General features: G+C 62.4%; 19 protein-coding genes. 4 read left to right on the forward strand and 15 right to left on the reverse strand.

What is annotated here, in order from left to right; genetic code table 11:
• Positions 1 to 2,640, forward strand: coding sequence for a nitrate reductase (locus tag KD146_RS10775; protein WP_212658668.1), 2,640 nt, complete (start codon positions 1 to 3; stop codon positions 2,638 to 2,640).
• Positions 2,612 to 4,048: a siroheme synthase CysG gene (gene cysG / locus KD146_RS10780; RefSeq protein WP_212658669.1), complete on the forward strand. Its 1,437-nt coding sequence runs from the start codon at positions 2,612 to 2,614 to the stop codon at positions 4,046 to 4,048. Before KD146_RS10775 ends, cysG begins: the two co-directional genes overlap by 29 nt.
• 156 nt (positions 4,049 to 4,204) lie before the next feature.
• Here the strand turns inward: cysG and ertB are convergent, their stop codons facing one another.
• The 9 genes from ertB to KD146_RS10825 all read right to left on the reverse strand — a co-directional run bounded on the left by ertB (position 4,205) and on the right by KD146_RS10825 (position 15,549).
• Positions 4,205 to 5,869 carry a thiourocanate hydratase gene (ertB, locus tag KD146_RS10785; protein WP_212658670.1) on the reverse strand — a complete coding sequence of 555 codons (1,665 nt, stop codon included), beginning with the start codon at positions 5,867 to 5,869 and terminating at the stop codon, positions 4,205 to 4,207.
• A gap of 135 nt (positions 5,870 to 6,004) precedes the next feature.
• Complete coding sequence (gene ertC, locus KD146_RS10790; protein ID WP_212658671.1) at positions 6,005 to 7,090, reverse strand: thiohydantoin desulfurase; 1,086 nt, start codon at positions 7,088 to 7,090, stop codon at positions 6,005 to 6,007.
• On the reverse strand, positions 7,090 to 8,343 hold the full coding sequence (locus KD146_RS10795) for a Zn-dependent hydrolase (RefSeq protein WP_212658672.1): 1,254 nt from the start codon (positions 8,341 to 8,343) through the stop codon (positions 7,090 to 7,092). The genes ertC and KD146_RS10795 overlap by 1 nt, the downstream gene beginning before the upstream one ends.
• 163 nt (positions 8,344 to 8,506) lie before the next feature.
• A complete protein-coding gene (locus KD146_RS10800) occupies positions 8,507 to 9,865 on the reverse strand; it encodes a hydantoin-5-propionate amidohydrolase (protein ID WP_212658673.1) in 1,359 nt (452 codons plus the stop codon).
• Positions 9,866 to 10,021: 156 nt separating this feature from the next.
• Complete coding sequence (locus KD146_RS10805) at positions 10,022 to 10,774, reverse strand: ABC transporter permease (RefSeq protein WP_212658674.1); 753 nt, start codon at positions 10,772 to 10,774, stop codon at positions 10,022 to 10,024.
• Positions 10,771 to 11,706 carry an ABC transporter ATP-binding protein gene (locus tag KD146_RS10810; RefSeq protein WP_212658675.1) on the reverse strand — a complete coding sequence of 312 codons (936 nt, stop codon included), beginning with the start codon at positions 11,704 to 11,706 and terminating at the stop codon, positions 10,771 to 10,773. Before KD146_RS10810 ends, KD146_RS10805 begins: the two co-directional genes overlap by 4 nt.
• A complete protein-coding gene (locus tag KD146_RS10815) occupies positions 11,703 to 12,896 on the reverse strand; it encodes an ABC transporter permease (RefSeq protein ID WP_212658676.1) in 1,194 nt (397 codons plus the stop codon). The genes KD146_RS10810 and KD146_RS10815 overlap by 4 nt, the downstream gene beginning before the upstream one ends.
• Before the next feature lie 100 nt (positions 12,897 to 12,996).
• The gene (gene osmF, locus KD146_RS10820; RefSeq protein ID WP_212658677.1) at positions 12,997 to 13,908 is read right to left on the reverse strand and encodes a glycine betaine ABC transporter substrate-binding protein OsmF; all 912 of its coding nucleotides are present in this window, start codon (positions 13,906 to 13,908) and stop codon (positions 12,997 to 12,999) included.
• Between the two features lie 81 nt (positions 13,909 to 13,989).
• A complete protein-coding gene (locus tag KD146_RS10825) occupies positions 13,990 to 15,549 on the reverse strand; it encodes an aromatic amino acid lyase (RefSeq protein WP_249327644.1) in 1,560 nt (519 codons plus the stop codon).
• 104 nt (positions 15,550 to 15,653) lie between these two features.
• Between KD146_RS10825 and KD146_RS10830 the strand changes: the two genes are divergently transcribed.
• Positions 15,654 to 16,787 carry a LysR family transcriptional regulator gene (locus tag KD146_RS10830; protein WP_212658678.1) on the forward strand — a complete coding sequence of 378 codons (1,134 nt, stop codon included), beginning with the start codon at positions 15,654 to 15,656 and terminating at the stop codon, positions 16,785 to 16,787.
• Between the two features lie 4 nt (positions 16,788 to 16,791).
• On the opposite strand, the gene rhaM is transcribed toward KD146_RS10830, so the two are convergent.
• The 6 genes from rhaM to KD146_RS10860 all read right to left on the reverse strand — a co-directional run bounded on the left by rhaM (position 16,792) and on the right by KD146_RS10860 (position 22,527).
• Positions 16,792 to 17,127 carry an L-rhamnose mutarotase gene (gene rhaM, locus KD146_RS10835; protein ID WP_212658679.1) on the reverse strand — a complete coding sequence of 112 codons (336 nt, stop codon included), beginning with the start codon at positions 17,125 to 17,127 and terminating at the stop codon, positions 16,792 to 16,794.
• On the reverse strand, positions 17,124 to 18,122 hold the full coding sequence (locus tag KD146_RS10840) for an ABC transporter permease (protein WP_212658680.1): 999 nt from the start codon (positions 18,120 to 18,122) through the stop codon (positions 17,124 to 17,126). The genes rhaM and KD146_RS10840 overlap by 4 nt, the downstream gene beginning before the upstream one ends.
• Positions 18,119 to 19,096, reverse strand: a complete 978-nt coding sequence (locus tag KD146_RS10845; protein ID WP_212658681.1) for an ABC transporter permease — start codon at positions 19,094 to 19,096, stop codon at positions 18,119 to 18,121. Before KD146_RS10845 ends, KD146_RS10840 begins: the two co-directional genes overlap by 4 nt.
• Entirely contained in the window at positions 19,093 to 20,598 is a 1,506-nt protein-coding gene (locus KD146_RS10850) for a sugar ABC transporter ATP-binding protein (RefSeq protein WP_212658682.1), read from the reverse strand. The genes KD146_RS10845 and KD146_RS10850 overlap by 4 nt, the downstream gene beginning before the upstream one ends.
• A gap of 97 nt (positions 20,599 to 20,695) precedes the next feature.
• Positions 20,696 to 21,682, reverse strand: coding sequence for a rhamnose ABC transporter substrate-binding protein (gene rhaS / locus KD146_RS10855; protein ID WP_212658683.1), 987 nt, complete (start codon positions 21,680 to 21,682; stop codon positions 20,696 to 20,698).
• A 38-nt stretch (positions 21,683 to 21,720) separates the two neighbouring features.
• Entirely contained in the window at positions 21,721 to 22,527 is an 807-nt protein-coding gene (locus KD146_RS10860; protein WP_212658684.1) for a DeoR/GlpR family DNA-binding transcription regulator, read from the reverse strand.
• Positions 22,528 to 22,709: 182 nt separating this feature from the next.
• Between KD146_RS10860 and KD146_RS10865 the strand changes: the two genes are divergently transcribed.
• On the forward strand, positions 22,710 to 24,809 hold the full coding sequence (locus KD146_RS10865; RefSeq protein WP_212658685.1) for a bifunctional rhamnulose-1-phosphate aldolase/short-chain dehydrogenase: 2,100 nt from the start codon (positions 22,710 to 22,712) through the stop codon (positions 24,807 to 24,809).
• Positions 24,810 to 24,908 lie beyond the last annotated feature (99 nt).

Consider the following 24,908-nt stretch of genomic DNA (forward strand, 5'->3'; position numbering starts at 1 on the left):
ATGACCCTGTCTGTTGCCAGCACCACCACCCGCACCACCTGCCCCTATTGCGGGGTCGGCTGTGGGGTGCTGGCAACCCCACAGGCTGATGGCAGCGTGGCCATCGCCGGTGATCCCGATCACCCGGCCAATTTCGGCCGGTTGTGTTCCAAGGGGTCGGCGCTGGGTGAGACGCTGTCGCTGGATGGACGCCTGCTCTATCCAGAAAGTGATGGCGCCAGAGTCACTTGGGACGAAGCGCTGGAGCGGGTTGCCAGCACCTTCAAGCGAGCCATTACCGAATTCGGACCCAATTCGGTGGCGTTTTATGGCTCTGGTCAGCTGCTGACCGAAGACTATTACGTGGCCAACAAGCTGATGAAGGGCTTCATCGGCAGCGGCAATATGGACACCAATTCGCGGCTGTGCATGGCCTCCTCGGTCGCCGGCCACAAGCGCGCCTTCGGCTCAGACACCGTGCCGGGGAATTACGAGGATCTCGAGTTGGCCGACCTGATTGTGCTGGTGGGGTCCAATCTGGGCTGGTGCCACCCAGTGCTGTATCAGCGCATCGTCAAGGCCAAGGCCGAGCGCCCCGATATGCGGATTGTGCTGATCGACCCGCGCCGCACGGTCAGCGCCGATATTGCCGATCTGCACCTGCCTTTGCAGTCGGATGGCGACGCCGCCCTGTTTGTCGGCCTGCTTGCCCATCTGGCCAATGCTGGCGTCACGGCGCCCGGTTTCATCGCCGACCACACCAGCGGCGTCGACGCGGCCTTGCTGGTGGCCGAGGACTGGACTGTCGCGCGGGTTGCCACGGCCACCGGGGTGCCTGAACACGCCATTGCTCTGTTCTACGACTGGTTCGCGCGGACCGAGAAGACCGTCACGGTCTATTCGCAGGGTGTCAATCAGTCGGCGGCTGGCACCGACAAGGTCAATGCCATCGTCAATTGCCATCTGCTGACCGGTCGTATTGGCCGACCCGGCATGGGCCCCTTCTCGGTCACGGGTCAGCCCAATGCCATGGGTGGTCGCGAAGTGGGTGGACTGGCCAATACGCTGGCCGCCCATATGGATTTCAGCCCGGACGCGATTGACCGCGTCGGCCGGTTCTGGCGCAGCGACAGCATTGCAACCGAGCCTGGGCTCAAGGCCGTCGACCTGTTCGCTGCCATGGGGCGCGGGGAGATCAAGGCGATCTGGATCATGGCAACCAATCCGGTGGATTCCATGCCCGAAGCGGACATGGTCAAAGCAGCTCTGGCCGCCTGCCCCTTCGTTGTGGTCTCCGACATGTCGGCGCGTACCGATACCGGCGTCACGGCCCATGTTCGCCTGCCCGCAGCGGGTTGGGGCGAAAAGGATGGCACAGTCACCAATTCGGAACGCCGCATCTCACGCCAGCGCCCCTTCCTCGCCCTGCCCGGCGAGGCCCGCCCCGACTGGTGGATCGTCAGCGAGGTGGCTAGGCGGATGGGGTTTGGCGATGCCTTTGGCTATGCCAGCCCAGCCGATATTTTTGCCGAGCACTCAGCCCTGACCGGCTTTGAAAATGATGGCAGCCGCGATCTTGATCTGTCCGGTCTGATCGAGGCCGATTATGCCAGTCTGGCGCCGACACAATGGCCTGTGCGGCGGGCGTCACGCGCCCGCATGTTTGGTGATGGCCGGTTCTTTACGCCAGACCGGAAGGCGCGCTTTGTGCCCGTCCTGCCGCCACCGCCCTTCGCCCCGGCCCCGGGCCGCTTCATATTCAATACCGGGCGGGTCCGGGATCACTGGCACACCATGACTCGCACCGGCAAAACCCCGCGCCTGTCTGCGCACTACGCCGAACCGTTTGTCGAAATCCACCCCGCTGACGCCGACCGGCTCAACATCGCCCGGGCCAGTCTGGTGCGCCTGTCCAATCGGCACGGTAGCGTCGTCGTGCGCGCATTGGTGACCGACCGGCAGCGGCGTGGCCATTTGTTTAGCCCTATGCACTGGACCGATCAATTTGCCTCCAATGGCAGGATCGATGCGCTGGTCACGGCCAAGGTCGATCCATTCTCGTCCCAGCCTGCCCTGAAGATGGCCGAGGTCGAGGCCGAACCGGTCAATGCCGCGCTGTTCGGCTTCTTTGTGTCGGCTCAGCGTCCTGCGCTGGACAGCGCCTATTGGGCCGTGGCGGAGGCTGTCGGCGGGATGCGGGGCGAGCTGGCCTGGTTCGAGCAACCCGCCGATTGGGATCACTGGCTACGATCTGCCTTTGCGCTGCCGCAAGCCGCGCGCATCCATTCGATGCTCGATAGTGGCTCGGGTCGTCGAAGTTTTGTCGTGCTCGAACAGGGGCAGCTCGTCGTGGCGCTCTACACCGCCCCCGAGCCGGTTGCCGTGTCGCGGCAATGGGCAGTGGGTCTTTTGTCAGCCCAGGGGTTGAGCGCCTCAACGGTCCTTGCAGGCCGACCAGGCGCCGACATGCCCGATAGCGGGGCCATTGTCTGCTCGTGTTTTTCGGTGGGGGTCAACACCATTACCGCCGCGGTCACCGCTCAGGGCTGCAGCACCGTCGAGGCTGTCGGCGCATGCACCAAGGCTGGCACCAATTGCGGCTCCTGCCGCGCTGAAATCAGGGGGATCATCGATGCGCATCGTCTCGCAGCAGCCGAATAGGGCACGTATTGCGCCACTGGCCGTATTGCCGGTCTTCTTCGACCTGATCGACAAACGGGTGATCGCCATTGGCGGGTCGGAGCCAGCAAGCTGGAAAATCGAACTGCTGGCTGCCGCTGGCGCCCATGTGCAGGTGCTGGCGCCTGTGGAGAGCTGGTGCGATGAGCTGGTGGCACTGGCCGAGACCAGCCGCACAGCCGGCACGATCAGCCTCGTTGATTGCCACTGGGCCCCTTCAGATATGTCCGGCGCCGCGCTCGCGGTCGCCGACATCGAGGACGATGCCGAAGCCGCTGCCTTTGTTGAGGCGGCACAGCGCCAGGGTGTTCCTTACAATGTCATCGACCGCCCGGCATATTGCCAGTTCCAGTTTGGCTCGATCGTCAATCGCTCGCCGGTGGTGGTGGGCATTTCCACGGCAGGTGCAGCCCCCATTCTGGGGCAGGCCGTGCGTCGCCGCATCGAAACGCTGCTGCCTGCCACACTGACCGACTGGGCGCAGTTGGCGCAACGCGTACGCGGTGCCGTCATGGCACGGCTTGAAGCAGGCCCTAAGCGCCGCGCCTTCTGGGAGCGACTGGCCGAGCGGGCCTTTGGCGACACCCCGCCTACAGCTGCCGATGGCGATATTGAACGTAACAATGCCAATCCAATCCCTGGTCGTGTCACGCTGGTCGGCGCCGGCCCCGGCGATGCGGACCTGTTGACGATCAAGGCCGTCCGCGCGCTGCAATCGGCCGATGTTATCCTGTTTGACGATCTGGTGTCCGCCGAAGTGCTTGAACTGGCACGCCGCGAGGCCAAGCGCATGTTGGTGGGCAAGCGCGCTGCGCGCGAAAGCTGCAAGCAGGAAGACATCAACGCAATGATGCTGGGTCTGGCGCAACAGGGCATGCATGTGGTGCGGCTGAAATCGGGAGATCCGATGATCTTCGGCCGCGCCGGTGAAGAGATAGAAATGCTGGAGCGCCACGGTATCGCGGTCTCGGTTGTTCCCGGCATCACGGCCGCGCTGGCACTGGCCAGTCGCCTCGGGCTATCGCTGACCCACCGCGATCATGCGCAATCGGTGCACTTCGTCACCGGCCATTCACGTCAGGGCGTATTGCCCGACACACTGAACTGGAGGGCGTTGTCTGATCCGGCTACCACCAGCGTCTACTATATGAGCCGCCGCACCCTGCCCCAGATTGTCGCCCAGCTACAGGCCCAAGGCATGAGCCTGAGCACGCCAGCGATCATCGCTGGCAATGTGGGTCGGGCCGATGAGCAGGTCTGGCGTGGCACCATTGGTGAAGCGATTGCCGCTGTCACCGCCTTCCCACTATCCGCGCCCACGATCTTTGCTGTGGGCAACGCACTGCAGATGCGCGCGGTCGCGAACCCGGCTCTGGCGGTGAGTGCCTGACACGCAGACAGAACCGGTGTGACCTCGGCTCGTGTCTGGTTTTGCCGAAAGGGCGTCCCCCGTCCTTCGGCGGTCCCCGGATAGCATCCGGGGACCACTCTCAAACCGGCTTTGTGCCCGTCTGCGCATCCCTCGAGGATGCCTTACAGTTCGGGATTAATTACCCAGCGGGATATGCCCAATACCCTTGAGAGCGATCTCATCGAGGCTCTCATCATAGCCCGCATCGGCATAGCGCATGACGCCGAGCGCGGTGTCATTGGTCAGCGCATGGTCGAGCCGTTCATCACCACCGGGCGTACCGTCCGCGATCACCGTGACCCCGGCCGAAGTCATGTAGCCGGCATAGCCACCACCGCCGGAATGGACGACGACGAGATCGGCCATGGAGGAGCAGAGCAGCATGGCGTCAAGCAGCGGCCAGTCGGCGATGGCGTCCGAACCGTCCTGCATGTTCTCGGTCATGATATTGGGGTGGGCCATGGCCCCGGCATCGAGGTGATCGCGGCTGAAGGCGATCGGACCGGCCAATGTACCGTCGGCCACCATGGTGTTGACGGCCCGGGCCAGATCGGTGCGCTCACCATGGCCGAGCCAGGCGATGCGGGCGGGGAGACCTTCGAACGGAACATGTTCGCGGGCCAGCGCGATCCAGTTGGTGACGATCCTGTTGTCGGGGAACATTTCGAGCAGTTTGTCGTCAATCTTGGCGATATCGGCGGGGTCGCCTGACAAGGCCATCCAGCGGAATGGGCCGATGGCACGGGCGAACAGCGGGCGCAGATAGGCTTCGGTGAAAATCTTGATGTCGAAGGCATTCTCGACCCCGCCCGCTTTGGCGTGGGTGCGGATCAGATTGCCATTGTCGAATACCTCGGCCCCAGCCTGCTGGAAAGCCAGCATGGCGCGGACGTGATCGACGATGGAGGCCTGACTGGCCGCCATCAACTGGCCGGGCCCTTCGACGCGCAGGCGTTTGACCTCGGCCATGCTCATGCCCTTGGGGACATAGCCATAGACCAGATCGTGGGCGGAGGTCTGGTCGGTGACGATATCGGGGACGATGCCGCGGCGGGCGATTTCGGGGTAGATTTCGGCGGCATTGCCGACCAGACCAATCGAGGTGGCGCGCTTTTCGGCAACGGCCTTGTCGATCATTGCCAGCGCCGTATCGAGGTCGGGCGCGATGGCTTCGAGATAGCCGATTTCCTGGCGCTTGGCCGCCCGGTCGGCGTCGACATCAACGCAGAGGATCGCCGCGCCCGCCATGCGACCGGCCAAAGGCTGGGCGCCGCCCATGCCGCCCAGGCCAGCGGTCAGGATGAAGCGGCCGGCGAGCGTGCCACCGAAGCGGTTTTCGGCGATGCGCATGAAAATCTCGTAGGTGCCCTGAATGACGCCCTGACTGCCGATATATTGCCAGGCGCCTGCCGTCAGACCGCCCCAGCAGATCAGGCCCTTCTGCTCGAGTTCGTAGAACACTTCGGCCCTGGCCCATTGCCCGACAATGTTGCAATTGGCCATGATGACCAGCGGCGCCTTGGCGTGGGTCTTGAGCAGGCCAATGGGTTTGCCGGACTGGATGATCAGGGTCTGATCTTCGTCCATTTCCAGCAGCGTCTTGACGATGGTCTTGTGGCTGGCCCAGTTGCGGGCGGCCTTGCCCAGCGCCGCATAGACAATCAGCTCATCGGGGTTTTCGCCGACGCTGAGCACGTTCTCCAGCAGCCGCAGCAGCGCTTCCTGACGCCAGCCTTTGGCGCGCAGTTCAGGACCGCCGGGGATGGGAAAGTCTGGATGGCGTGGGTTTGGTGTGGGCATTTCTTGGTCTTTCGTCTGAACCTGCAAAAAACTCGGTGTCATTCCGGCGCAGGCCCGAATCCATCCCGAAGATCATGGGCGCGGCAGCATCTCGGGATGGACCCCGGCCTGCGCAGGGTGACACCGTAAATGGGACTAGTTCTGCGCAAGCGCATAGCTGGCCAGATCGATCCCCATGCGCTCCTCGACAAAGGGATAGACAGTGGGATCGAGCACGGAGGAGCTGAGCGGAATGACGGTCTTGGGGACGTGCAGCACGAAGATCTGCATGCCGATTTCGAGCTGGCCAACGCTGAGCGGTTCGCCATCGCTTGAGAGCGTGGTCAGCACATCGGGGAAGGTCGCCCGCCGGGTGCCGGACCTGTCGTCCACCGCCATATATTCATTCATCACATGCAGCACATCGCCCGATGCCAGGGTGACCGTGCCGATGTCGAAGGCTTCCCTGGTGTAGACCACCGATTTGTCGGTGATCCGTCCCTCGCAGAGGATGGTGCCGCCTGTGGTTTTGGCGATGGTTTCGATGATGGCGGTGCCGCCCTTGCCCTGCGCCGCGAGGATGGCTTCGCCCAGCTTGAGTGCCAGCGAAATGCCGCCGAGGGCTGCGTGGCGTTGTACATAGCTGGCGCGCAGCGGATTGCGGCAGGAGGCAATGAAGCCGCCGGACATGTCGGCAGCGGTGCGCAGGATGGGCGAGACTTTGGCCGTCGCGCCGCGCGTTACCAGTTCGATATAGCGGTTCTTGTCGCGATTGCCGCCCACGGCAGTCTGGATCATCTGTTCGGGAGAGCCAGCCATGCCGATCGAGCCCATATCGCCCGTGGGATGAGCGCGAATATCGCCGACAGCGTCGACCACCCTGGTGCCCAGAATGGCGGAAGGCAGCCAGCCATTGAGGGTTGATGACTTGCCGTTCTGCCCGACCATCAGCCCGCTGAGTTTTTCGCCCAGCGCGTCCTGCAGCAATTGCACGGCTTTGACATAGTCGACGCCCTGCATTTCCCATGGCGTGGTGGAGGCAGGAGCGCCAATTGCGGCGGCGGTGGCCACCCAGTCATCGGCATTGAGCTCTTCAATGCTGACCAGTTCAGGCTTGCCGACCGAGACCGCGGCGTGCCCAAGCATGCGGCCATGATCGGCCCAACCACCACCCCCAGCGGCGTAGACTGAACCGCCCAGAACGGCTGCTTCGACATCCTTTTCGGTGAGAATACGGCCCATCAAATGTCCTCTTGCAGTTTGGTGTCAAGCGCCATGACGGCATCCAGCAGGACGGCCGCGCCCAGCGCGATATCTTCAGCGGTGGCCAATTCATCGGGGGCGTGGCTGCGACCATCGACGCAGGGCACAAAGATCATGGCTGCCTTGGTGATCCGCGCCATCCAGGCGGTATCGTGCCCTGCCCCCGAGGCCATGCGGCGGTGGCTGGCGCCAGCGGTTTGACAGGCGCCATCGAGCACGTCGAGCAGGTCGGCATCGCCGGGCGTCGGTAGATTGTCCGAGACCATTCGGGGCGCCGAAACCGCTACGCCGGTCTTGGCAGCAATCGCCCCGACGCCATTGTCGAGTTCATCAACGAAGCGCTCCATATCCTCGCGGCGTTCGGCACGCGCATCGATCAGCATGCGCACTCTTGCGGGCACGACATTGGCCGCGTTGGGGGTCATTTCGAATTCCCCGACCGTCGCGGCGAAATGGGCTTCTCCACTGGCTAGCGCCTTGGCGAGTTCCTCGACACCCAATGCGATCCAGGCTGCGGTGGTCAGCGCGTCCTTGCGGGCGCCCATCGGGGTGGTGCCCGCATGGTCAGCGCGGCCTTCAACGATGATTTCAATACGGGTGATGCCGGCAATGGCCGTGACCACACCGATATCGATTTTCTCATTTTGCAGCACGGGGCCCTGCTCGATATGCAGTTCGAGGAAGGCCTTGATGTCGTCGCGCTCGGCGCTGTGCAGCGGGTGGCCGCCGACATCGGCAATAGCCTGTTCGAGCGTTAGTTCACCGGCCACGCGCTGCAGCCACTCAGGCGGTCGCGAGCCGCTCATGCCGCGACTGCCGATGCAGGAGACCCCAAAGATCGAGACCTCTTCGGCGAGGAAATCGGCCACTTCGAGTGTATGATCAAGAACAGTGCCCTGATCCCGCAGCGCCCGGACCACTTCGAGGGCGGCGATCACCCCGGCAATGCCGTCAAAGCGGCCACCATCGGGCACGGTGTCGGAATGCGAGCCGAGCATGATGGTGCCCAGATCGGGATGGGCGCCGCGAATGGTGCCGATCAGATTGCCCGCCGCGTCGATCTGGGTAACGGCCCCGGCGTCGCGCATGGCCTGTTCAAGCCATTTGCGGCCCTCAAGGAATTTCGGGGTAAAGGCGCGCCGCGTATAGGGACGATCCGGCTCGGTAATACCGGCCAGCGCGTCGATATCGTCGGCAATGCGCCGGGCGCGAATGGTGGAATTGGTATTCATGACAGCGGTTGCTCCCGTCCGGTGGCTGTTCCACCCCCACCCTTGGTCCCTCCCCACAAGGGGGAGGGAGACGATGGGTGCGCGTTCAGGAGCAAAATATCGGTTTCTCGCAGGATGTGCTTCCCTCCCCCTTGTGGGGAGGGAGTGAGGGTGGGGGATCCGCTCATGCGCCTGCCTCCGGCCGCACGAACCGTCCGAAACCCGGTTCGCCAACATTGGTGCCGTCAAACACCTGCTGGCCGCGCAGATAGGTCAGGCCGACCGTCCAGGGCAGCTCGATGCCGTTATAGGGCGACCAGCCCACCACGTTGTGCCCGCTCTCGGCAGCGTCGTAGCGTTTGGGGCGCGGGAACAGCACGGTGATGTCAGCATCCTTACCGACGCTGAGTGCGCCTTTTGCATGGTCGATGCGGAAGTGTCTTGCCGGGTTTTCGGCCATCAGCTTCGCGGCCCAGGTCAGCGGGATATCGCGCTCCAAGGCGCCCTTGATGAAAAGCGGCACCATAACCTCAAGGCCCGGTACGCCTGAGGCATTGGCCAGCATGTCGGGGTTGGTCTTGCGGTTTTCCGACCAGCTCACATGGTCGGTCGAGACCATGGTGACATTACCGGCCCGCACATGCTCCCAGAGCTTTTCAACCTCGGCGCGCGGACGGATGGGCGGGTTGATCTTGGCTTTACCGCCGAGCCGGGCGACATCATTTTCCTCGTCCAGCGTCAGATAATGGATGCAGCATTCGATGGTGGCTGCAAACCCCTGCTCGCGATAGGACCGGGCAATGTCATAGCCCCGGCCGAGCGAGCAGTGCACGACATGGGCCGGGCAACTGGTGGCGGCACCCGTCTCATAGATTTGCAGGCTGGCCAGCAATTCGGTCAGCGGTGGGCGACTCAGGCCATGGGCGCGAAAGTCAGTGATGCCCAGCGCCTTGACCCTGGCCATTGCCGCGCGCACGGCCTCGTCATCTTCGTTATGGACGCCGGCGGTCAGTCCGGTGGGCGCAATAGCCGCAAAGCACTCCGCGAGCAAAGCTGCGGAGATACGCGGGAAGCGGACCGGGTCGGTGCCGAAGGTGGAGAACTTGAAGGCAGCGACACCGGCTTCAACCTGCTCGGCGATGCGGCTGGCGCCCTCCTCGGGCACCACGGTGCCATAGAGCGCGAAATCCACACGGGCCTGCGGTTGGGCCAGCGCGACCTTGGTGCGCACTGCGGCCGCCGAAGCGACCAGATTGCCCTCGTCATAGGGCATATCGACAATCGTGGTGACGCCGCCGGCAGCGGCCGAGCGGGTGGACCAGATGAAGTCTTCCTGATCGCGCTGGCTGAGGGAATGGGTCTGGGCGTCGATGGCGCCGGGCAGGATCAGCGCGTCGCCCAATTCATGGCGTTCATGAGCATGGGGCGGCGTGCCTTCGCCGACATGGACGATCTTGCCGTCGCGCACGGCGACATAACCGTTCTCGATGATGAGGTCGGGGAGGACAATGGTGCCGGAGAGGACGAGATCGAAATCGGACATGTCACTGCTTCCAAGAACGGGGCGTGGGCTTCCCTCCCCCTTGTGGGGAGGGAGTGAGGGTGGGGGTAAGGGTCGGGCACCGCGCGTAAAACTCACCCCCACCCTTGATCCCTCCCCACAAGGGGGAGGGAGACGAAAGAGCCGCAAGCATCACCATCATGCCGCGGCCCTCCCCAACTGACCGGTGCGGGCCATCAGGAAGCGTTCGAGGGCAGAGAGACCGTCATAGATCAGCACGGCGAGGACGCCGACGATCAGGCCGCCCTGCAGCACGAAGCTGGTATTGCTCGAGAGCAGCCCGGCGATGATCACCTCCCCCAAGGTCCGTGCAGCGACGGTCGAGCCAATGGTGGCGGTGGCCAGCGAAATGACCACGGAAAGTCGAATACCGGCCAGAATGACCGGAAGCGCCAGCGGCAGTTCGATCTTGAGCAGGCGTTGCCAGCCGGTCATGCCCATGCCCTTGGCCGCGTCGGTGACGGCGGGCGGCAGATTGGTCAGGCCGGTCAGCGTATTCTCGAAAATGGGCAGCAGACCGTAGAGAAACAGCGCCACCAGGGTTGGGGCGGTGCCGAAGCCCAGCATGGGCACCGCCAGCGCCAGCACGGCCACGGGCGGAAAGGTCTGCCCGACATTGGCGAGACTGCGCGACAGCGGCAGGAATTCGGCCCCGAAAGGCCGGGTTACGATGATGGCCAGGCCCACGGCAATGATAGTGGAGGCTGCGGTCGCGGCGGCCACGATGGCCAGGTGATTGAGGGTGATGTCGAGCAGGCTGCCCTGATTGTAGATGGCGGGCTGGCTGTTTTTGGTGAACAGGCTGAAGAAGCCGCTGAACAGCTCGGGGCTGGCCAGAAACAGGCCCAGCACCAGAAACGCCAGCAGTCGGAGGAGATTACCCGTGGTCATTGTGGTCTGGCCGCCAGTTTGGCCAGCGCGTCCAGCGTGACCTGACCGACAATCTGGCCATCGCGCAGGACCGGCAGAGCGGGCCGACCAGACCAGAGCAGCTCGGCATAGGCATCACGCAGGGAGGCTTGCGCCGCGATGGGCTCGCCGCTGGCCTCGCCGGGCTCAATGTGATCGGCAACCTTGGACAGCGAGAGCAGGCGGAAGGGACGTTCGCTGGTGCCGATCAGTTCGGCGACAAAGGGCGTTGCAGGATTGGCGATGATCTCGGCGGGCGCTGCACATTGCAGCAGCTTGCCCTCGTCCATCACGGCGATGGTGTGGCCGAGGTGAATGGCCTCTTCCATGTCGTGGGTAACCAGCACGACGGTGGTGCCGAATTTGCGCTGAATGGCCAGCAAATCGTCCTGTGCCTTGGCGCGGATCACCGGATCAAGCGCGCCATAGGGCTCGTCCATCAGCAGGATATTGGGCTCGGCCGCTAGAGCGCGGGCCACGCCAACGCGCTGCTGCTGGCCGCCGCTGAGCTCGTGCGGAAGCCGATCGCGGAACTGGCCGGGATCGAGCTGGAACAGCTCCATCAGTTCGCCGACGCGGCGGGCGATGCGCGCCTTGTCCCAGCCGACCAGCTTGGGCACGGTGGCAATGTTCTGGCCCACGGTACGGTGGGGAAACAGACCATGCCCTTGAATGGCGTAGCCGATGCGGCGGCGCAGTTCATAGGCGGGGATATCGGCGATATCCTGACCATCGATGCGCACTGTGCCCGAAGTGGGCGTCACCAGCTTGTTGATCATGCGCATCAGCGTGGTCTTGCCCGAGCCCGAGGTGCCGACCACCACGCAAATGGTGTGGGGCTGAATGGTGAGCGTGACATGATCCACCACCACGGTGCCGTCATAGCTCTTGGTGAGGTCTTCGATCTCGATCATGAGCGCTTCCCCTCGCGCGCGGTCATTTCCACCAGGGCGTCGAGCACCACAGCGGCAGCAAAAGCCAGGGCGACTGTCGGCACAGCCCCCAGCAGCACCAGATCCATGGCCGTCTGGCCAATGCCCTGAAACACGAAGACACCAAAGCCACCGCCGCCGATCAGTGCGGCTATGGTGGTCAGGCCGATATTCTGCACCAGCACGATGCGGATGCCGGTCAGGATCACCGGAAAGGCCAGTGGCAGTTCAACCGCCCTGAGGCGCTGGAAATCGGTCATGCCCATGCCGCGCGCCGCATCGATGGCTGCCGGCGAGACGCTTTGCAGGCCCACCACGGTGTTGGAGACGATGGGCAGCAGCGAATAAGCGAACAGCGCGACTAGAGCAGGCGCCGTGCCGATGCCCGAAATGCCGATGGCCGATGCGCCGGGGATGTTGGCGGCAATCCAGGCCAGTGGGGCGATAAGAAGGCCAAACAGGGCAATTGAGGGAATGGTCTGGACGATGTTGAGCACATTGAGCACGCCGGCGCGCAGGGGTTTGACCTTGTAGCAAACAATGCCCAGCGGCAGGCCGACCAGCGTGGCAATGGCGACCGAGCCAAAGGCCAGCACCAGATGGGTGCGCGCTTCAGACCAGAAGGCCGGGGCGCGATTGGCATATTCCTTGAGCATGGAAAGCTGATCCCAGCCGCCGCTCCACAACAGCAGCGCCATAGCTGCCGCCACCGCGATCAGAATGGCGACGCGTGTGAGGGGCTTGAAGGCCAGCCGGGTCAGGGCGTCGGTTTCCAGCAAGGCGAAGGCGAAGACCAGCAGCCAGAACCCCGCGCCGGGCGAGACGCGTGCGAAGGTGTTGCCCTCGGGCGTCAAAAAGGCCGCTGACTGGCCCATCAGGACGAACAGCACGGCGAGGACGGAAAACCCGACGATCAGCTTGGTCAGCGGGGCAAGGCGCAATAGAGCTACACCGAAACCGGCAAGCAATGTGAGTGTGAGCAGCGCGGAAAACTGGCCCGGCAGCGCCTCAAACAGTCCCTTGGTCTCGCCGAGCACGATCCGGTTGGCGCGGAACAGGGCGAAGGGCAGTGCGGCACCGGCAGCAGCGATCAGGGCGATCATGACGCCGAGCTTGTCGAGCGCGAACCAAACGGGTCGCGTGGCGGCAGCGGGAGTGTCGGCTATGCTCATGCTGGCTCCAGAACGGTCAGTAGATGCTTCGCCTTGAAAGGGCCCCTACTCCGCCGGAGCAAGGAATGGGGTGAGCGCGTTGCCCTCACCCCGGTTCGGCCTACTGCAGGAAACCGCCCTGGGTCAGATAGTCGGTTGCCACGGCGGCAGAGGCTTCGCCACCGACCTGCACGCGACCATTGAGGTCCTGGAGCACTTCGAGCGTCAGGCCTTCAAAGACGGGCTTGAGCAGTTCTTCGATCTGCGGGTATTCCGCCAACACGTCAGCGCGGATGATCGGCGAAGGCTGATAGACGGGCTGCACACCCTTGTCGTCCTCGAGCACCTTGAGGCCGGAAGGGGCAATACCGCCATCGGTGCCATAGACCATGGCGGCATTGACGCCATTGGTCTGCTGGGCGGCAGCGGCAATGGTGGCCGCGGTGTCGCCACCCGACAGGGTGATGAGCTGATCAGGGGTCAGGGAGAAGCCATAGACTTCCTGGAATTTTGGCAGCGCGGCAGGCGAATTGACGAACTCGGCCGATGCGGCAAGCTTGACCTCGCCACCGCCAGCAACCCAGGCGCCGAATTCGCTGAAGGTGTTCAGGCTATTGGCTTCGGCAACGTCGGACCGGATGGCCACGGCCCAGGTGTTATTGGCGGGCGATGGCGTCAGCCAGACGATATTGTTGGCCTCGAAATCGAGCTTGGCGGCTTCGGCATAGGCCAGTGCAGCGTCGTTCCAGAGCGGATCATCGGCCTTTTCGAAGAAGAAGGCGGCGTTGCCGGTGTATTCGGGGTAGATGTCGATCTCGCCCGCGGTGATGGCCTGACGCACAATGGGTGTGCCACCAAGCTGGATGCGGTCTTCGACGGCAATGTCGTTGGCCTCAAGTACCTGCTTGATGATGTTGCCCAGAACGCCACCTTCAGTGTCGATCTTGGACGATACAACCACTTGAGCGTTTGCGGCCGTGACGGAAATGGCGAGCGCAGCGACTGCGCTCAAAAGCGTGGATGTGAGGCGCATTGGTTTCTCCGTTTTCTCCGGGTCTGTTACCCGGCTGTCCCTAACGTAGCGTCTTGGTAGAAATGAGCCAGATCGCAAATTCTATTCGACAGGGCCCAGGGCGAAAAACTCGTCCAATTCCATAATCGCTGAGTGAGCGATTAGTTCGTTCATAATTGCGTCAGAACCGAGTGCGTGTTCGACAGCTTCAACTTCGGCCGATAGTGGCCGATCCACCGTGTAGTATTCAGCGTGCTGACGCACGAGCTGGTATATGATGCCCGGCACATTACCCGGACGGTCGCCCGAGATGTCCATGGCCTGCGCCGCCAGTATGGCTTCGAGTGCTGACAGGCGGTTGAGCGCCATGACCTGGCGCTCAAAGCGTTCCACGACCAGTGGCAGGAAAGCCGCTTCATCCTCCAGCCCACCCGCCACCACCATGGAGTTGGCTGAAATGGGGTTGGTCATGCTCAGCACGCGGGCAAACAGTTCCCCGGCCAGTTTGATGATGGGGCCAAAGCCGGTGGCGATCGATCCGGGCGCCACCAGATTGACCGGCAGGTCACGCCGGCCACCATTGCCCAGCAATACGCAGCGGTTAAATGAATTGCGGGCGATATGGGCCAGCCCCAATTGCGCGGTCTGCATGAAGACCGTCACATCCAGCGGCAGCGAACCGCCAGAGGTCAGCACCTGCCCGCCAGCCACGACCGGATTGTCATCCGTCCGACCGGTGGCAGCCAGCAATGTCTTGCCAGCGGCAACCAGGGTTTCAAAGCCGGTGGCAAAAACCTGGCTCATCATGCGCAGGCTGAGCGGATCCTGAATATGGGTGGCATTGGGCCAGTCCCAGCCCATCGCATTGAAGTACAGCCAGGCCCCGATCCCCGCCTCGCGTTCGGTTCCAACATGAGCCACCGCTTTCCACGGATCGCGCGACGCGCCGAGCGCCCCTGCCGTGGTCAGCCCGGTCGCCAACATGACACGCACGGTTCTAGCGGCCTCGCGGATGGCGTTGGCGGCCGCGGCATAGCCGACGGCGTTGGTGGAGATCGACGCCAGACTATCGCGTGGCGCCAGTCGAAAGGCGTTCAGACCGGCCTGTGAGAGCGCCTCGGCTGCGGGCAGGCGCTGACCGTTGAAGGTGGCCTCCCCTGCACCGGTCAGCACCGCACCGATCTGGCCCATCAGGCCGATATCGGCACAGCCGATCGAGCCGGTGCGCCGCACGACCGGCACGACGTCGGTGGACAGCAAAGCAAGATAGGCGTGAACCAGATCGGTGGTGCAGCCAACGCGTCCGGTCAGCGCCATATTGACGCGAATGGCCATTGCGGTGCGGACGATCTCACTGGAAAAGGCATCACCCGTGCCAAAATGGTGCGCGCGCACCAGCCCGAGATTGAACGCATCGAGCTGGTCGGGGGTCCACTCGACATCCTTCATGGCGCCGACGCCGGTGGTGGCTCCATAAACGGCCTGTCCGCCGGCCATTGCGTCTTCGACCACCGTGCGGGCGTTTGCCACGCGCACCAGCGCGTCGTCATTGGCAACCAGACGGGCAGAGCGACGGCCAATTCGCGCAATGTCGGCAAAGCTCAGCGGCTTGCCGTTGAGGATGATGGGGTCGCCGCGCACTGTCATGGCCAGATCATTCATGGGGGCACGCTATTGGATAGTCAGCCATATTGGGATATCCCAATTACTGAACAGGCTATGCGCTCATTCTGTGCACCACCATAGTCTGCTCGAAAGGCAGGCAGATGGACACCGCTACGCTGATCGCCGTCGATTCCGTTCTGCGGACCCGCAGCGTGCGCGGCACCGCCAGAGTGCTGAGCCGGCCCGCGTCCACAATTGCCGCCGCTATCGCCCGCTTTGAAGCAGAAGTCTCGATCGGGCTAATCGAGCGCGCCGGCTCAGGCCTGGTCGCCAGTCTTGAAGCGGTGCGGCTGGAGCCGGCCATCAAACAGGCAGCACAACTGGCGCAGGCCGTGTCGCCGCATCACGCCATCAAACTCGACGCGCTTGAGCGCTTCATTCAGGTGGCCAGTGTGGGCAGTATCCGGCGCGCGGCACGCACCATGGGGCTGGGACAGCCGCAGCTGACGCGCCAACTGGCACAGCTCGAAGCCACGCTGGGCCAGACACTATTGCAGCGCAGCAGTGGCGGCTCGCGACTGACGCCCGAGGGCAAGACCTTGCTGACGCGGACCGAAGCCCTGCTGGCTGCCTGGCGGGAACTGTCAGGGGCCTCCGATGAGCGGTTTCGCAAGGCAGCAGCAACGGCGCGGCTCGGCTCGGTCATTCCATTGGGCTATGAGAGCGAGATTGCCCGGCAATTGGCCAATCTGGCGGCGCGCTGGCTGGCCGAGCGTCCCCGCGCCCCACTGCTGGTCAGTTCGACCACGGCCGACCAGCTTATGGCGGGTCTCAAGAGCGGCTTGTTCGATGTGGCCTTCCTCGATACCGCACGCCTCCCCCCCGATCTGGATGGCGAGATCGTTGCCACGTCGCCATTGGCGGTGGTCGGCGTTCGCGCGGGGCACACCAGCATTGCCGATGCGCTGTTGGCCGCACCGCTGGCGGTGCCCAGCGCGCGCTCGGGCTTGCGGCAATCGATCAACGAAATCCTTGCAACCTATCTCAGCGACATCGAGCGCGACGCGCTGCAGATGATCGAAATCGACTCCATTCCGGTCATTCTCAATCTGGTGCTGCACCACGGCTTTGTGTCGATCCTGCCCCAGACCTCGGTCAGCCGCATTCGCGAGGATCTGGCTCAAATGGCCCTGCCCCGGCGCCATGACATGAATTTCTGGCTGTGCTGGCCGCGCGATGGTGGCGGGGCCACGCTAGGCGCAGCGCTGATCGCCGCCATTGCCGAGAACCGCTAGCGGCTCATTTCATCCAGAACAGGGGTACCAAATCGGTGGCGATGGGCTCGTTCTGCGCATTGGTCGCCATGATATCGGCCATGTGAGCCCACCAGCGCTGCATCACCGCCGTCGCGGGCAGGTCGGCCATGGTGTGATCCCGGCGCCGCCAGAGCACGCCGAAAAGGGTATTGGTCTCTTCGTCGAGGTGGATCGAATAATCCTTCACCCCGGCCTGGTGCAGCAGATCGACCAGCTCGGGGAAAATCTCGTCGTGCCGCTTCTTGTACTCGGCCGTCTGCCCGGGATTGAGGTGCATCTTGAAGGCATGCTTTTCGTAGTCGCCGTCGGTGATGATCATGCGCGCTGCCTCCACATGCGGAACAGAATGGGCAGCGCGATGACCACGATCAGCAGGCCGCCGATAAAGATCGACATGACGATGCCCGGCACATTGAGCAGGCCAAGGCCAAAGGTCACCAGCCCCATGATCAGGGCTGCCAGCACCACGCCGATGATGGACCCTGCGCCGCCCAGAATGGAGACACCACCCAGCACCACCATGGTGATGGCTTCAAGTTCCCAACCTTCGGCGATGGAGGGCCGGGTAGAGCCCAGGCGGGCGGTGAGCAGAACAGCGGCCACACCGCTCATCAGGCCGGTCAGGCAGAACAGGATGAACTTGATGCGATCAACCCGCACGCCGGAGAACCGCGCGGCAACATCATTATTGCCGATGGCGAAGACGCGACGGCCAAAATTGGTGCGGTGCAGCAGCACCCAGTAGATCACCGCGCAGACCAGAAACAGCACCAGCTCAAACGAGATGACCCAGCCGACATAGCCCTGACCGAACCAGGCAAAGCTCTTGGGATAACCCTTGAAGCTCTGATCGCCCAGAATGATGAAGCTGATGCCGCGGAACAGGCTCATAGTACCGATGGTGACCACGATCGAGGGCAGCTTGAGCTTTGTGACCAGTGCCCCGTTGACCGCACCACAGGCCAGGCCCGCGCCAATACCCACCAGCACCAGAACGGGCGTATCCGCCCCATATTGAAGGGCCAGTCCCATCAGGGTGGAGGCCAGCGAGATGATGGCAGCCACCGACAGATCAATCTCGCCCGAAATGATCAGCAGAGCCATGGCCAGCGCGATCAGTGCCTTCTCGGTGAAGTTGAACGTGAGGTCGCTCAGGCTCCAGGCATTGAGAAAATAGGGCGAGGCAAAGGAATTGACGATGAAGATGACCACGGCCACCAGCACCAGCAGGCTTTCCCAGCTGAGCACAGCGGACTTGAGCGGGTTATCCAGACGGTCTGGCAGTTGGCGGCCAGTCGCAGCGGTGTCGGTCATGCGGCTTCCGCCTTCTTGAGAATGATGCGGCCCTTGCTGGCTTCACCGCGTGCATTGAGCACTACGGCGAGCAGAATGGCGGAGCCAGAAATGGCCATCTGCCAGAACGGGCTGATATTGATCACCGGCAGGGCATTGTTGATCACGCCCAGGAAGATCGCCCCCAGCAGCACGCCGGGCACGGTGCCGATGCCACCGGCAATCGAGACGCCGCCAATCACACAGGCCGCGATGATGGTCAGCTCATAGCCGCCCGCCACTTCGACCGATGCGATGACGTAGCGCGAGATCCACAAATAGCCGCACAGCCCGGCCACGGCGCCAGCAATGGTAAAGGCCAGGAACTTGGTCTTGCCCACATCAATGCCGGTATAGACCGAGGCCGTCGGGTTGACGCCGATGGCATAGAGCGAGCGGCCGAGCGGCGTGCGGGTCATCAGGATGTAGAAAAGCACAGCAGTGACAATGGCGAACCAGCTCAAGACGGGCAGCCCCAGGAAAATCACGCGCTGCAGTCCGATAAAATCCGGGCTCATCTGCGCCGCGTTCACCCAGGCGCCGCCCGAGATGACGAACACCAGACCACGGAAGATGGTCAGCGTGCCCAGCGTCACCACGATGGGCGGAATATTGAGCCGCCAGACCAGCACGCCATTGAAGGCCCCCAACCCTGCCCCGACCACAAGGCTGAGCGCCATGAGCAAGGGGATCGGCACTTGAGGGAAAGCAGCATTGATCATGGCGACGACCATGCCGGTCAGTGCCAGATTGGAAGCCATGGAGAGGTCGATCGAACGGGTCAGAATGACCGCCATCTGGCCCAGAGCCAACATCATCAGGATGGAGGTGTCGTTGAATATGGTCAGCAGATTGCTCGGCTGTGAAAAGCGCGAAAAGCGCAGCGTGACCATCACGATGACCAGCAGAATGGCGAGCGCCAGCCAGACTTCGCGGTGTTTCATAAGGCGGTTCATGCTGCCTGCTCCTCGACGATACCGGCAGCCAGTCGCACCAGCGTCTCGGGCTTGAGGTTGTTGTTTTCAATGGTGTCGACCATGCGCCCCTCGCGCATCACCACGATGCGGTCGCTCATGCCGATCACCTCGGGCAGCTCGGACGAGACCATGATGACGCTCAGGCCCTGAGCGACCAGCTCGGCCATGAATTCATGCACGGCGGCCTTGGAGCCGATGTCGATGCCCTTGGTGGGTTCATCGAGAATGATCACCTTAGGCTCGGTGGCCAGCCATTTGGCGATCACCACCTTTTGCTGGTTGCCGCCCGAAAGTGTCGACACATTCTGGCTGAGCGAAGAAGCACGCAGATCGAGGCGCTCGGTATAGGTGCGGGCCAGCGCGAACTCTTCAGCCATCCGCAGGAAACCCGATTTGCTGGTCTTGCCCAGTGAGGGCAGCGAAACGTTCTTGAAGATCGGCTCGCCGGTGATGACACCCTGCTTGCCGCGCTCTTCGGGCACATAGACGATGCCAGCTTCAACGGCGTCAGCAGCGGATTTGGGCGTGATGGTCTGCCCGCTGAGCTCGAGCGTGCCGGAGGAAGTCTGGGTCATGCCGAACACCGCCTGCATCACCTCGGAGCGACCCGCACCGACCAGACCATAAAAGCCCAGGATTTCGCCCTTGCGGACGGAAAACGAAATGTCGTCAAATTCGGTTGGGTGGCTCAGTCCCTTGGCCTGCAGCACCACCTCGCCAATATCGGCATGGCGGGCGGGAAAGATGCCTTCAACCGGGCGACCAACCATGAGCTGGACGATTTCGCTCTGGCTGGTGTCCTTGATCAACCCCTTGCCCACCTGCTCGCCATCGCGGAACACGGTGAAGCGGTCGGCGATGCGGTAGATCTCGTCGAACTTGTGGCTGATGAACAGAATGGCTTTGCCATCTTCCTTGAGCAGTTCGATGAGCACATAGAGCTCTTCGATTTCCTTCTGGCTGAGAGCGGCAGTCGGCTCATCCATGATGACCACGCGGGCATCAATCGAGAGCGCGCGCGCCACGGCAACCAGATGCTTTTTGGCGATGCCCAATTCCTTGAGCTTGATATCGGGGTCGATGCCGGCAGCCATGGAGTCCAGCGTCTCCTTGGCCTCGGCGCGCATGGTGCGCCAGTCGATCATCCCAAAACGATTGGTTGGCGCATGGCCCAGATAGATATTCTCCGCGACCGTCATTTCGTCGAACAGCACGGTTTCCTGATGAATGGCGGTGATACCTACGGCGGAGGCCGAGTGGGCAGTGGGCAGGCTGACGATTTCGCCACCAACACGGATTTCACCAGCGTCAGGCTGGTAGATGCCAGTCAAAGTCTTGACCAGTGTGGATTTGCCCGCGCCATTCTCGCCAATCAGCGCAGTCACCTGGCCAGGATAGAGCTCCAGCGACACTTCGTTGAGCGCCTTGACACCGGGAAAGCTCTTGGAAATGCCGGTCAGGGTCAGAATTGGGTCGGTCATGGGGGCTGTCCGCTATAAGTGCCCCTGCCCGGCTAGACCCGAACAGATCAGCCAGAGAGGGGAGACATCCCGGCGCCGAGGCGCCGGGATACTAGGATCAATAGATCTTGGAGAATTCTTCGATGTTGGACGCATCGAATGTGAACGGGGCAGCCATGGCGCCCGAAGCAGTATCGTCCAGAGTCAGCTCGCCCATGCGACCCATTGACAGGGTTGCGCCGGGACCGGCTTCAGCACCTTCAACCAGATCATTGGCCAGCATCACTGCCGAGTAGCCCAGATCGATCGGGTTCCACAGGGCAACGGCCTGGGAAGCGCCATTGTCGATGAACTGCTTGAACTCGGATGGCAGTGCCAGGCCGGTCACGTTCACCTTGCCGATCAGATCCTGATCGGTGACGACCTGTGCGGCAGCCACGACACCAACAGTGGTTGGGGCAATGATGGCCTTGAGGTCAGGATAGGACGCGATCAGGCCCTTGGCTTCGTCGGTCGACTTGACCGAGTCATCATCGCCATAGACGACTGCCACGAGATTGATATTGGCAAACTTCTCTGGCAGCGCAGCCTTGGCGGCGTCGATCCAGGCGTTCTGGTTGGTTGCAGTGGATGCAGCCGAGAGAATGGCAACATCACCACCGTCTGGCAGATAGTCAGCAGCCAGCTTGATGATGGTTTCGCCGATCAGATTGGTTTCCGATGGGTTCAGGTGCAACTGACGGCCTTCAGGCGCAACACCCGAGTCCCAGCTGATCACCTTGATGCCGCGTTCCATGGCCTTCTGCAGCGCAGGCACCAGGGCGTCAGGATCGTTGGCCGAGATGGCAATGGCGTCGACCTGCTGTGCGATCAGCGAGTTGATCACTTCGATCTGGGCTTCGGCAGTTGCCGAGGTCGGGCCGGTATAGATGACTTCAACGTCACCGAGTTCAGCGGCAGCTTCCTGTGCGCCCTTATTGGCGGCATCAAAGAAACCGTTGCCCAGCGACTTCACGACCAGCGCGATGCGGGTCTGGGCGAAGGCCGGGCTGGCGAGCAGCGCGGCGACAGCGGTGGTGGCTGCCAGAACTTTCAAGAACTTCATTGGTATTCCTCCCTGGAATATGGTGGTCGTCTTTGGTCTCAGGCGACTGTGGATTGCTTGTCGGCCTGAGCAGTCGTTTCCGCCACAATGAGCCGCACGCCTGCCGTTTCGAGCATTTGGCGGTCTTCGTCGCGGATGCCGGCGTCGGTGACGACGGCGGCTATTCGGTCGAGGCCGCATAAAATGAGGCTCGATCTGCCCGAAAACTTGGAAGAGTCAGCCAGCACGATCAGCTCGTCGGCCTGCCCGATTAGGCCCAGCTCGGACTGGACGACCATGGGATCGGCCTCCATCAATCCGTGCTCGCCGATGCCCTGGCAGCCAATGAACATGCGCTTGGCGTAAAAATGTGAGGCAACCACGCCGCCAAAGGGCGACAGGATGACGTTCTGCTCGCGATAGACCGTGCCGCCGGGGATGACGACGGAATTGCGCGAGTTGTGGATGAGGTATTCAGCGATTGCGAAGCTGTTGGTGAATACCGACAGCCGGCGCGAAGTCAGGTGATGCACCATCTGGTAAGTGGTGGTGCCGCCATTGATGATGATCGGCTCGCCGTCATTGCACAGTTCCGAGGCGGCGCGGGCAATGGCGCGCTTCTGCTCGATATTAATGGTTTCATTGACCGCAAAGGGGCGCCCCATCAAGGCGGTCTGCTCAGGCGGATTGACCGCCTCGGCACCACCGCGCACGCGCCGCACATCGCCGCGCAGATGCAACGCCGCGATATCCCGGCGAATGGTCGCTTCGGACGAGCCGGTGACCTCACACAGATCAGCGACCGTGGCGACGGCACGCGTCTGCACGGCGGCAATGATCACTCTGTGGCGTTCTGTTTCGTGCAATGCAGCTATCTCCCTGGCGCATTTCTTCCCATCGAATTCAATCACTGTCAATCATCAAACCGTCAAATTCGAAAATACGCGAACATTTATGCTTGCTTGTGATTGTTTCTGATTGACGAGCGTGATTGATCATGGCTATGTCCGGCCAATCCTGATTACAGCCAATCTCTGGGAGGAGTCTCATGTCCACCACCGCGCCAAAGCGCCTCGCCAATCTCTGGGATGATGCCAAGGCGGCCGCCATGAGCGAGCCCGAGCGTCTCGTCTACCGCTCCAACCTGCTGGGCAGCGACAAGCGTGTGACCAATTATGGTGGTGGCAACACCTCCTCCAAGATCTTCCAGAAAGACCCGCTGAGCGGCGAAGAAGTCGAAGTGCTCTGGGTCAAGGGCTCGGGTGGCGACAGCGCCTCAATCAAGCTCGACGGGTTCTCGACCCTCTATATGGACAAGCTGCGCGCGCTGAAGGGTCTGTATCGCGGCGTTGAATTCGAAGACGAGATGGTGGGCTATTTGCCCCACGCAACGTTCAATCTGAACCCGCGCGCGGCCTCGATCGATACCCCGCTGCATGCCTATGTGAACCACGCTTACGTGGACCACATGCATCCGGACGCGATCATCGCGATTGCTGCCTCCAAGAATTCCAGAGAATTGACCCAGCAGATCTTTGGCGACACCATTGGCTGGCTGCCCTGGAAGAAGCCCGGCTTCGAGCTGGGCCTGTGGCTGGGCAAATATTGCGAGGAGAACCCCAATTCCAAGGGCGTGATCCTGGAGAGCCACGGCCTGTTCACCTGGGGCGACACGCCCAAGGAATGCTACGAAACCACGCTTCTGATTATCAATCAGGCCATTGAGTGGTTCGAGACCCAGACCGAAGGCAAGACCATTTTTGGTGGTGAAGCCGTCAAGTCGCTGGACGCCGATGCGCGCCGCGCCATTGCCGCCAAGCTGATGCCGAAAATTCGTGGCCTGATCTCGGAAGACAGCCATAAGCTGGGCCATTTCGATGACAGCCCGGCTGTGCTCGAATTCGTCAATTCCAACAATCTGCGACCGCTGGCCGCGCTGGGCACATCCTGCCCTGACCACTTCCTGCGCACCAAGATTCGGCCGCTGGTGATCGAGTTTGATCCCGCCAATCCCGATGTCGACGCCGTGGTTGCCAAGATCCCCGAGGACATCGCCGCCTATCGCGTCGACTACCAAGCCTATTACGACCGCTGCAAGCACGACAATTCACCAGCCGTGCGCGATCCGAACGCTGTCGTTTACCTGATGCCGGGCGTGGGCATGTTCACCTTTGCCAAGGACAAGGCGACCGCCCGCATTTCGGGTGAGTTCTACGTCAACGCCATCAATGTGATGCGCGGCGCCTCGACGGTGTCGACCTATGTCGGCCTGCCTGAGCAGGAAGCCTTCGACATCGAATACTGGCTGCTTGAAGAGGCCAAGCTGGCCCGTATGCCCAAGCCAAAGTCGCTGGCCGGCAAGATTGCCGTGGTGACCGGTGGTGCCGGCGGTATCGGCAAGGCCACTGCCGTGCGTCTGCTGCGTGAAGGCGCCTGCGTGGTGCTGGCCGATATCGATGAGACCGCGCTGGTAAATGCCACCGAGGAACTCACGGGTGTGTTCGGCAAGGACGTCGTTCGCCCGGTCAATATCAACGTAACGCGCGAAGAGCAGGTCATTGCCGGCTTCGCCAATGCGGTGGTCGAATTCGGCGGTCTGGACATTCTGGTGTCCAATGCGGGTCTGGCCTCTTCTGCGCCAATCGAAGAGACCACGCTTGAGCTTTGGAACAAGAACATGGACATCCTGTCCACGGGCTATTTCCTGGTTTCCCGCGAAGCGTTCCGCCTGTTCCGCGCCCAGAAGATCGGCGGCAATGTGGTGTTTGTGGCCTCCAAGAACGGTCTCGCCGCCTCGCCCAACGCCTCGGCCTATTGCACCGCCAAGGCTGCTGAAATCCATCTGGCCCGTTGCCTGGCGCTGGAAGGCGCTGGCGAGCAGATCCGCGTCAACGTGGTCAATCCCGACGCCGTGCTGCGCGGCTCGAAAATCTGGGCCGGCGAATGGCTTGAACAGCGCGCATCGACCTACAAGACTGACAAGGATGGTCTCGAGGAAATGTATCGCGAGCGTTCCATGCTCAAGCGTTCGGTGTTCCCCGAGGATATCGCTGAAGCGATCTATTTCTTTGCTTCGGATGCCTCGGCCAAGTCGACCGGCAACATCATCAATGTGGACGCAGGCAACGCCCAGTCGTTCACACGATAAGTACATCGGCTAGTTGCCCCCCACCCTCATTCCCTCCCCACAAGGGGGAGGGATCGAGGGTGGGGGTTGAGAGCCACGATTTTGGGGAGGAGCCCTAAC

It is taken from the genome of Devosia litorisediminis (genome assembly GCF_018334155.1).
Taxonomy (GTDB): domain Bacteria; phylum Pseudomonadota; class Alphaproteobacteria; order Rhizobiales; family Devosiaceae; genus Devosia; species Devosia litorisediminis.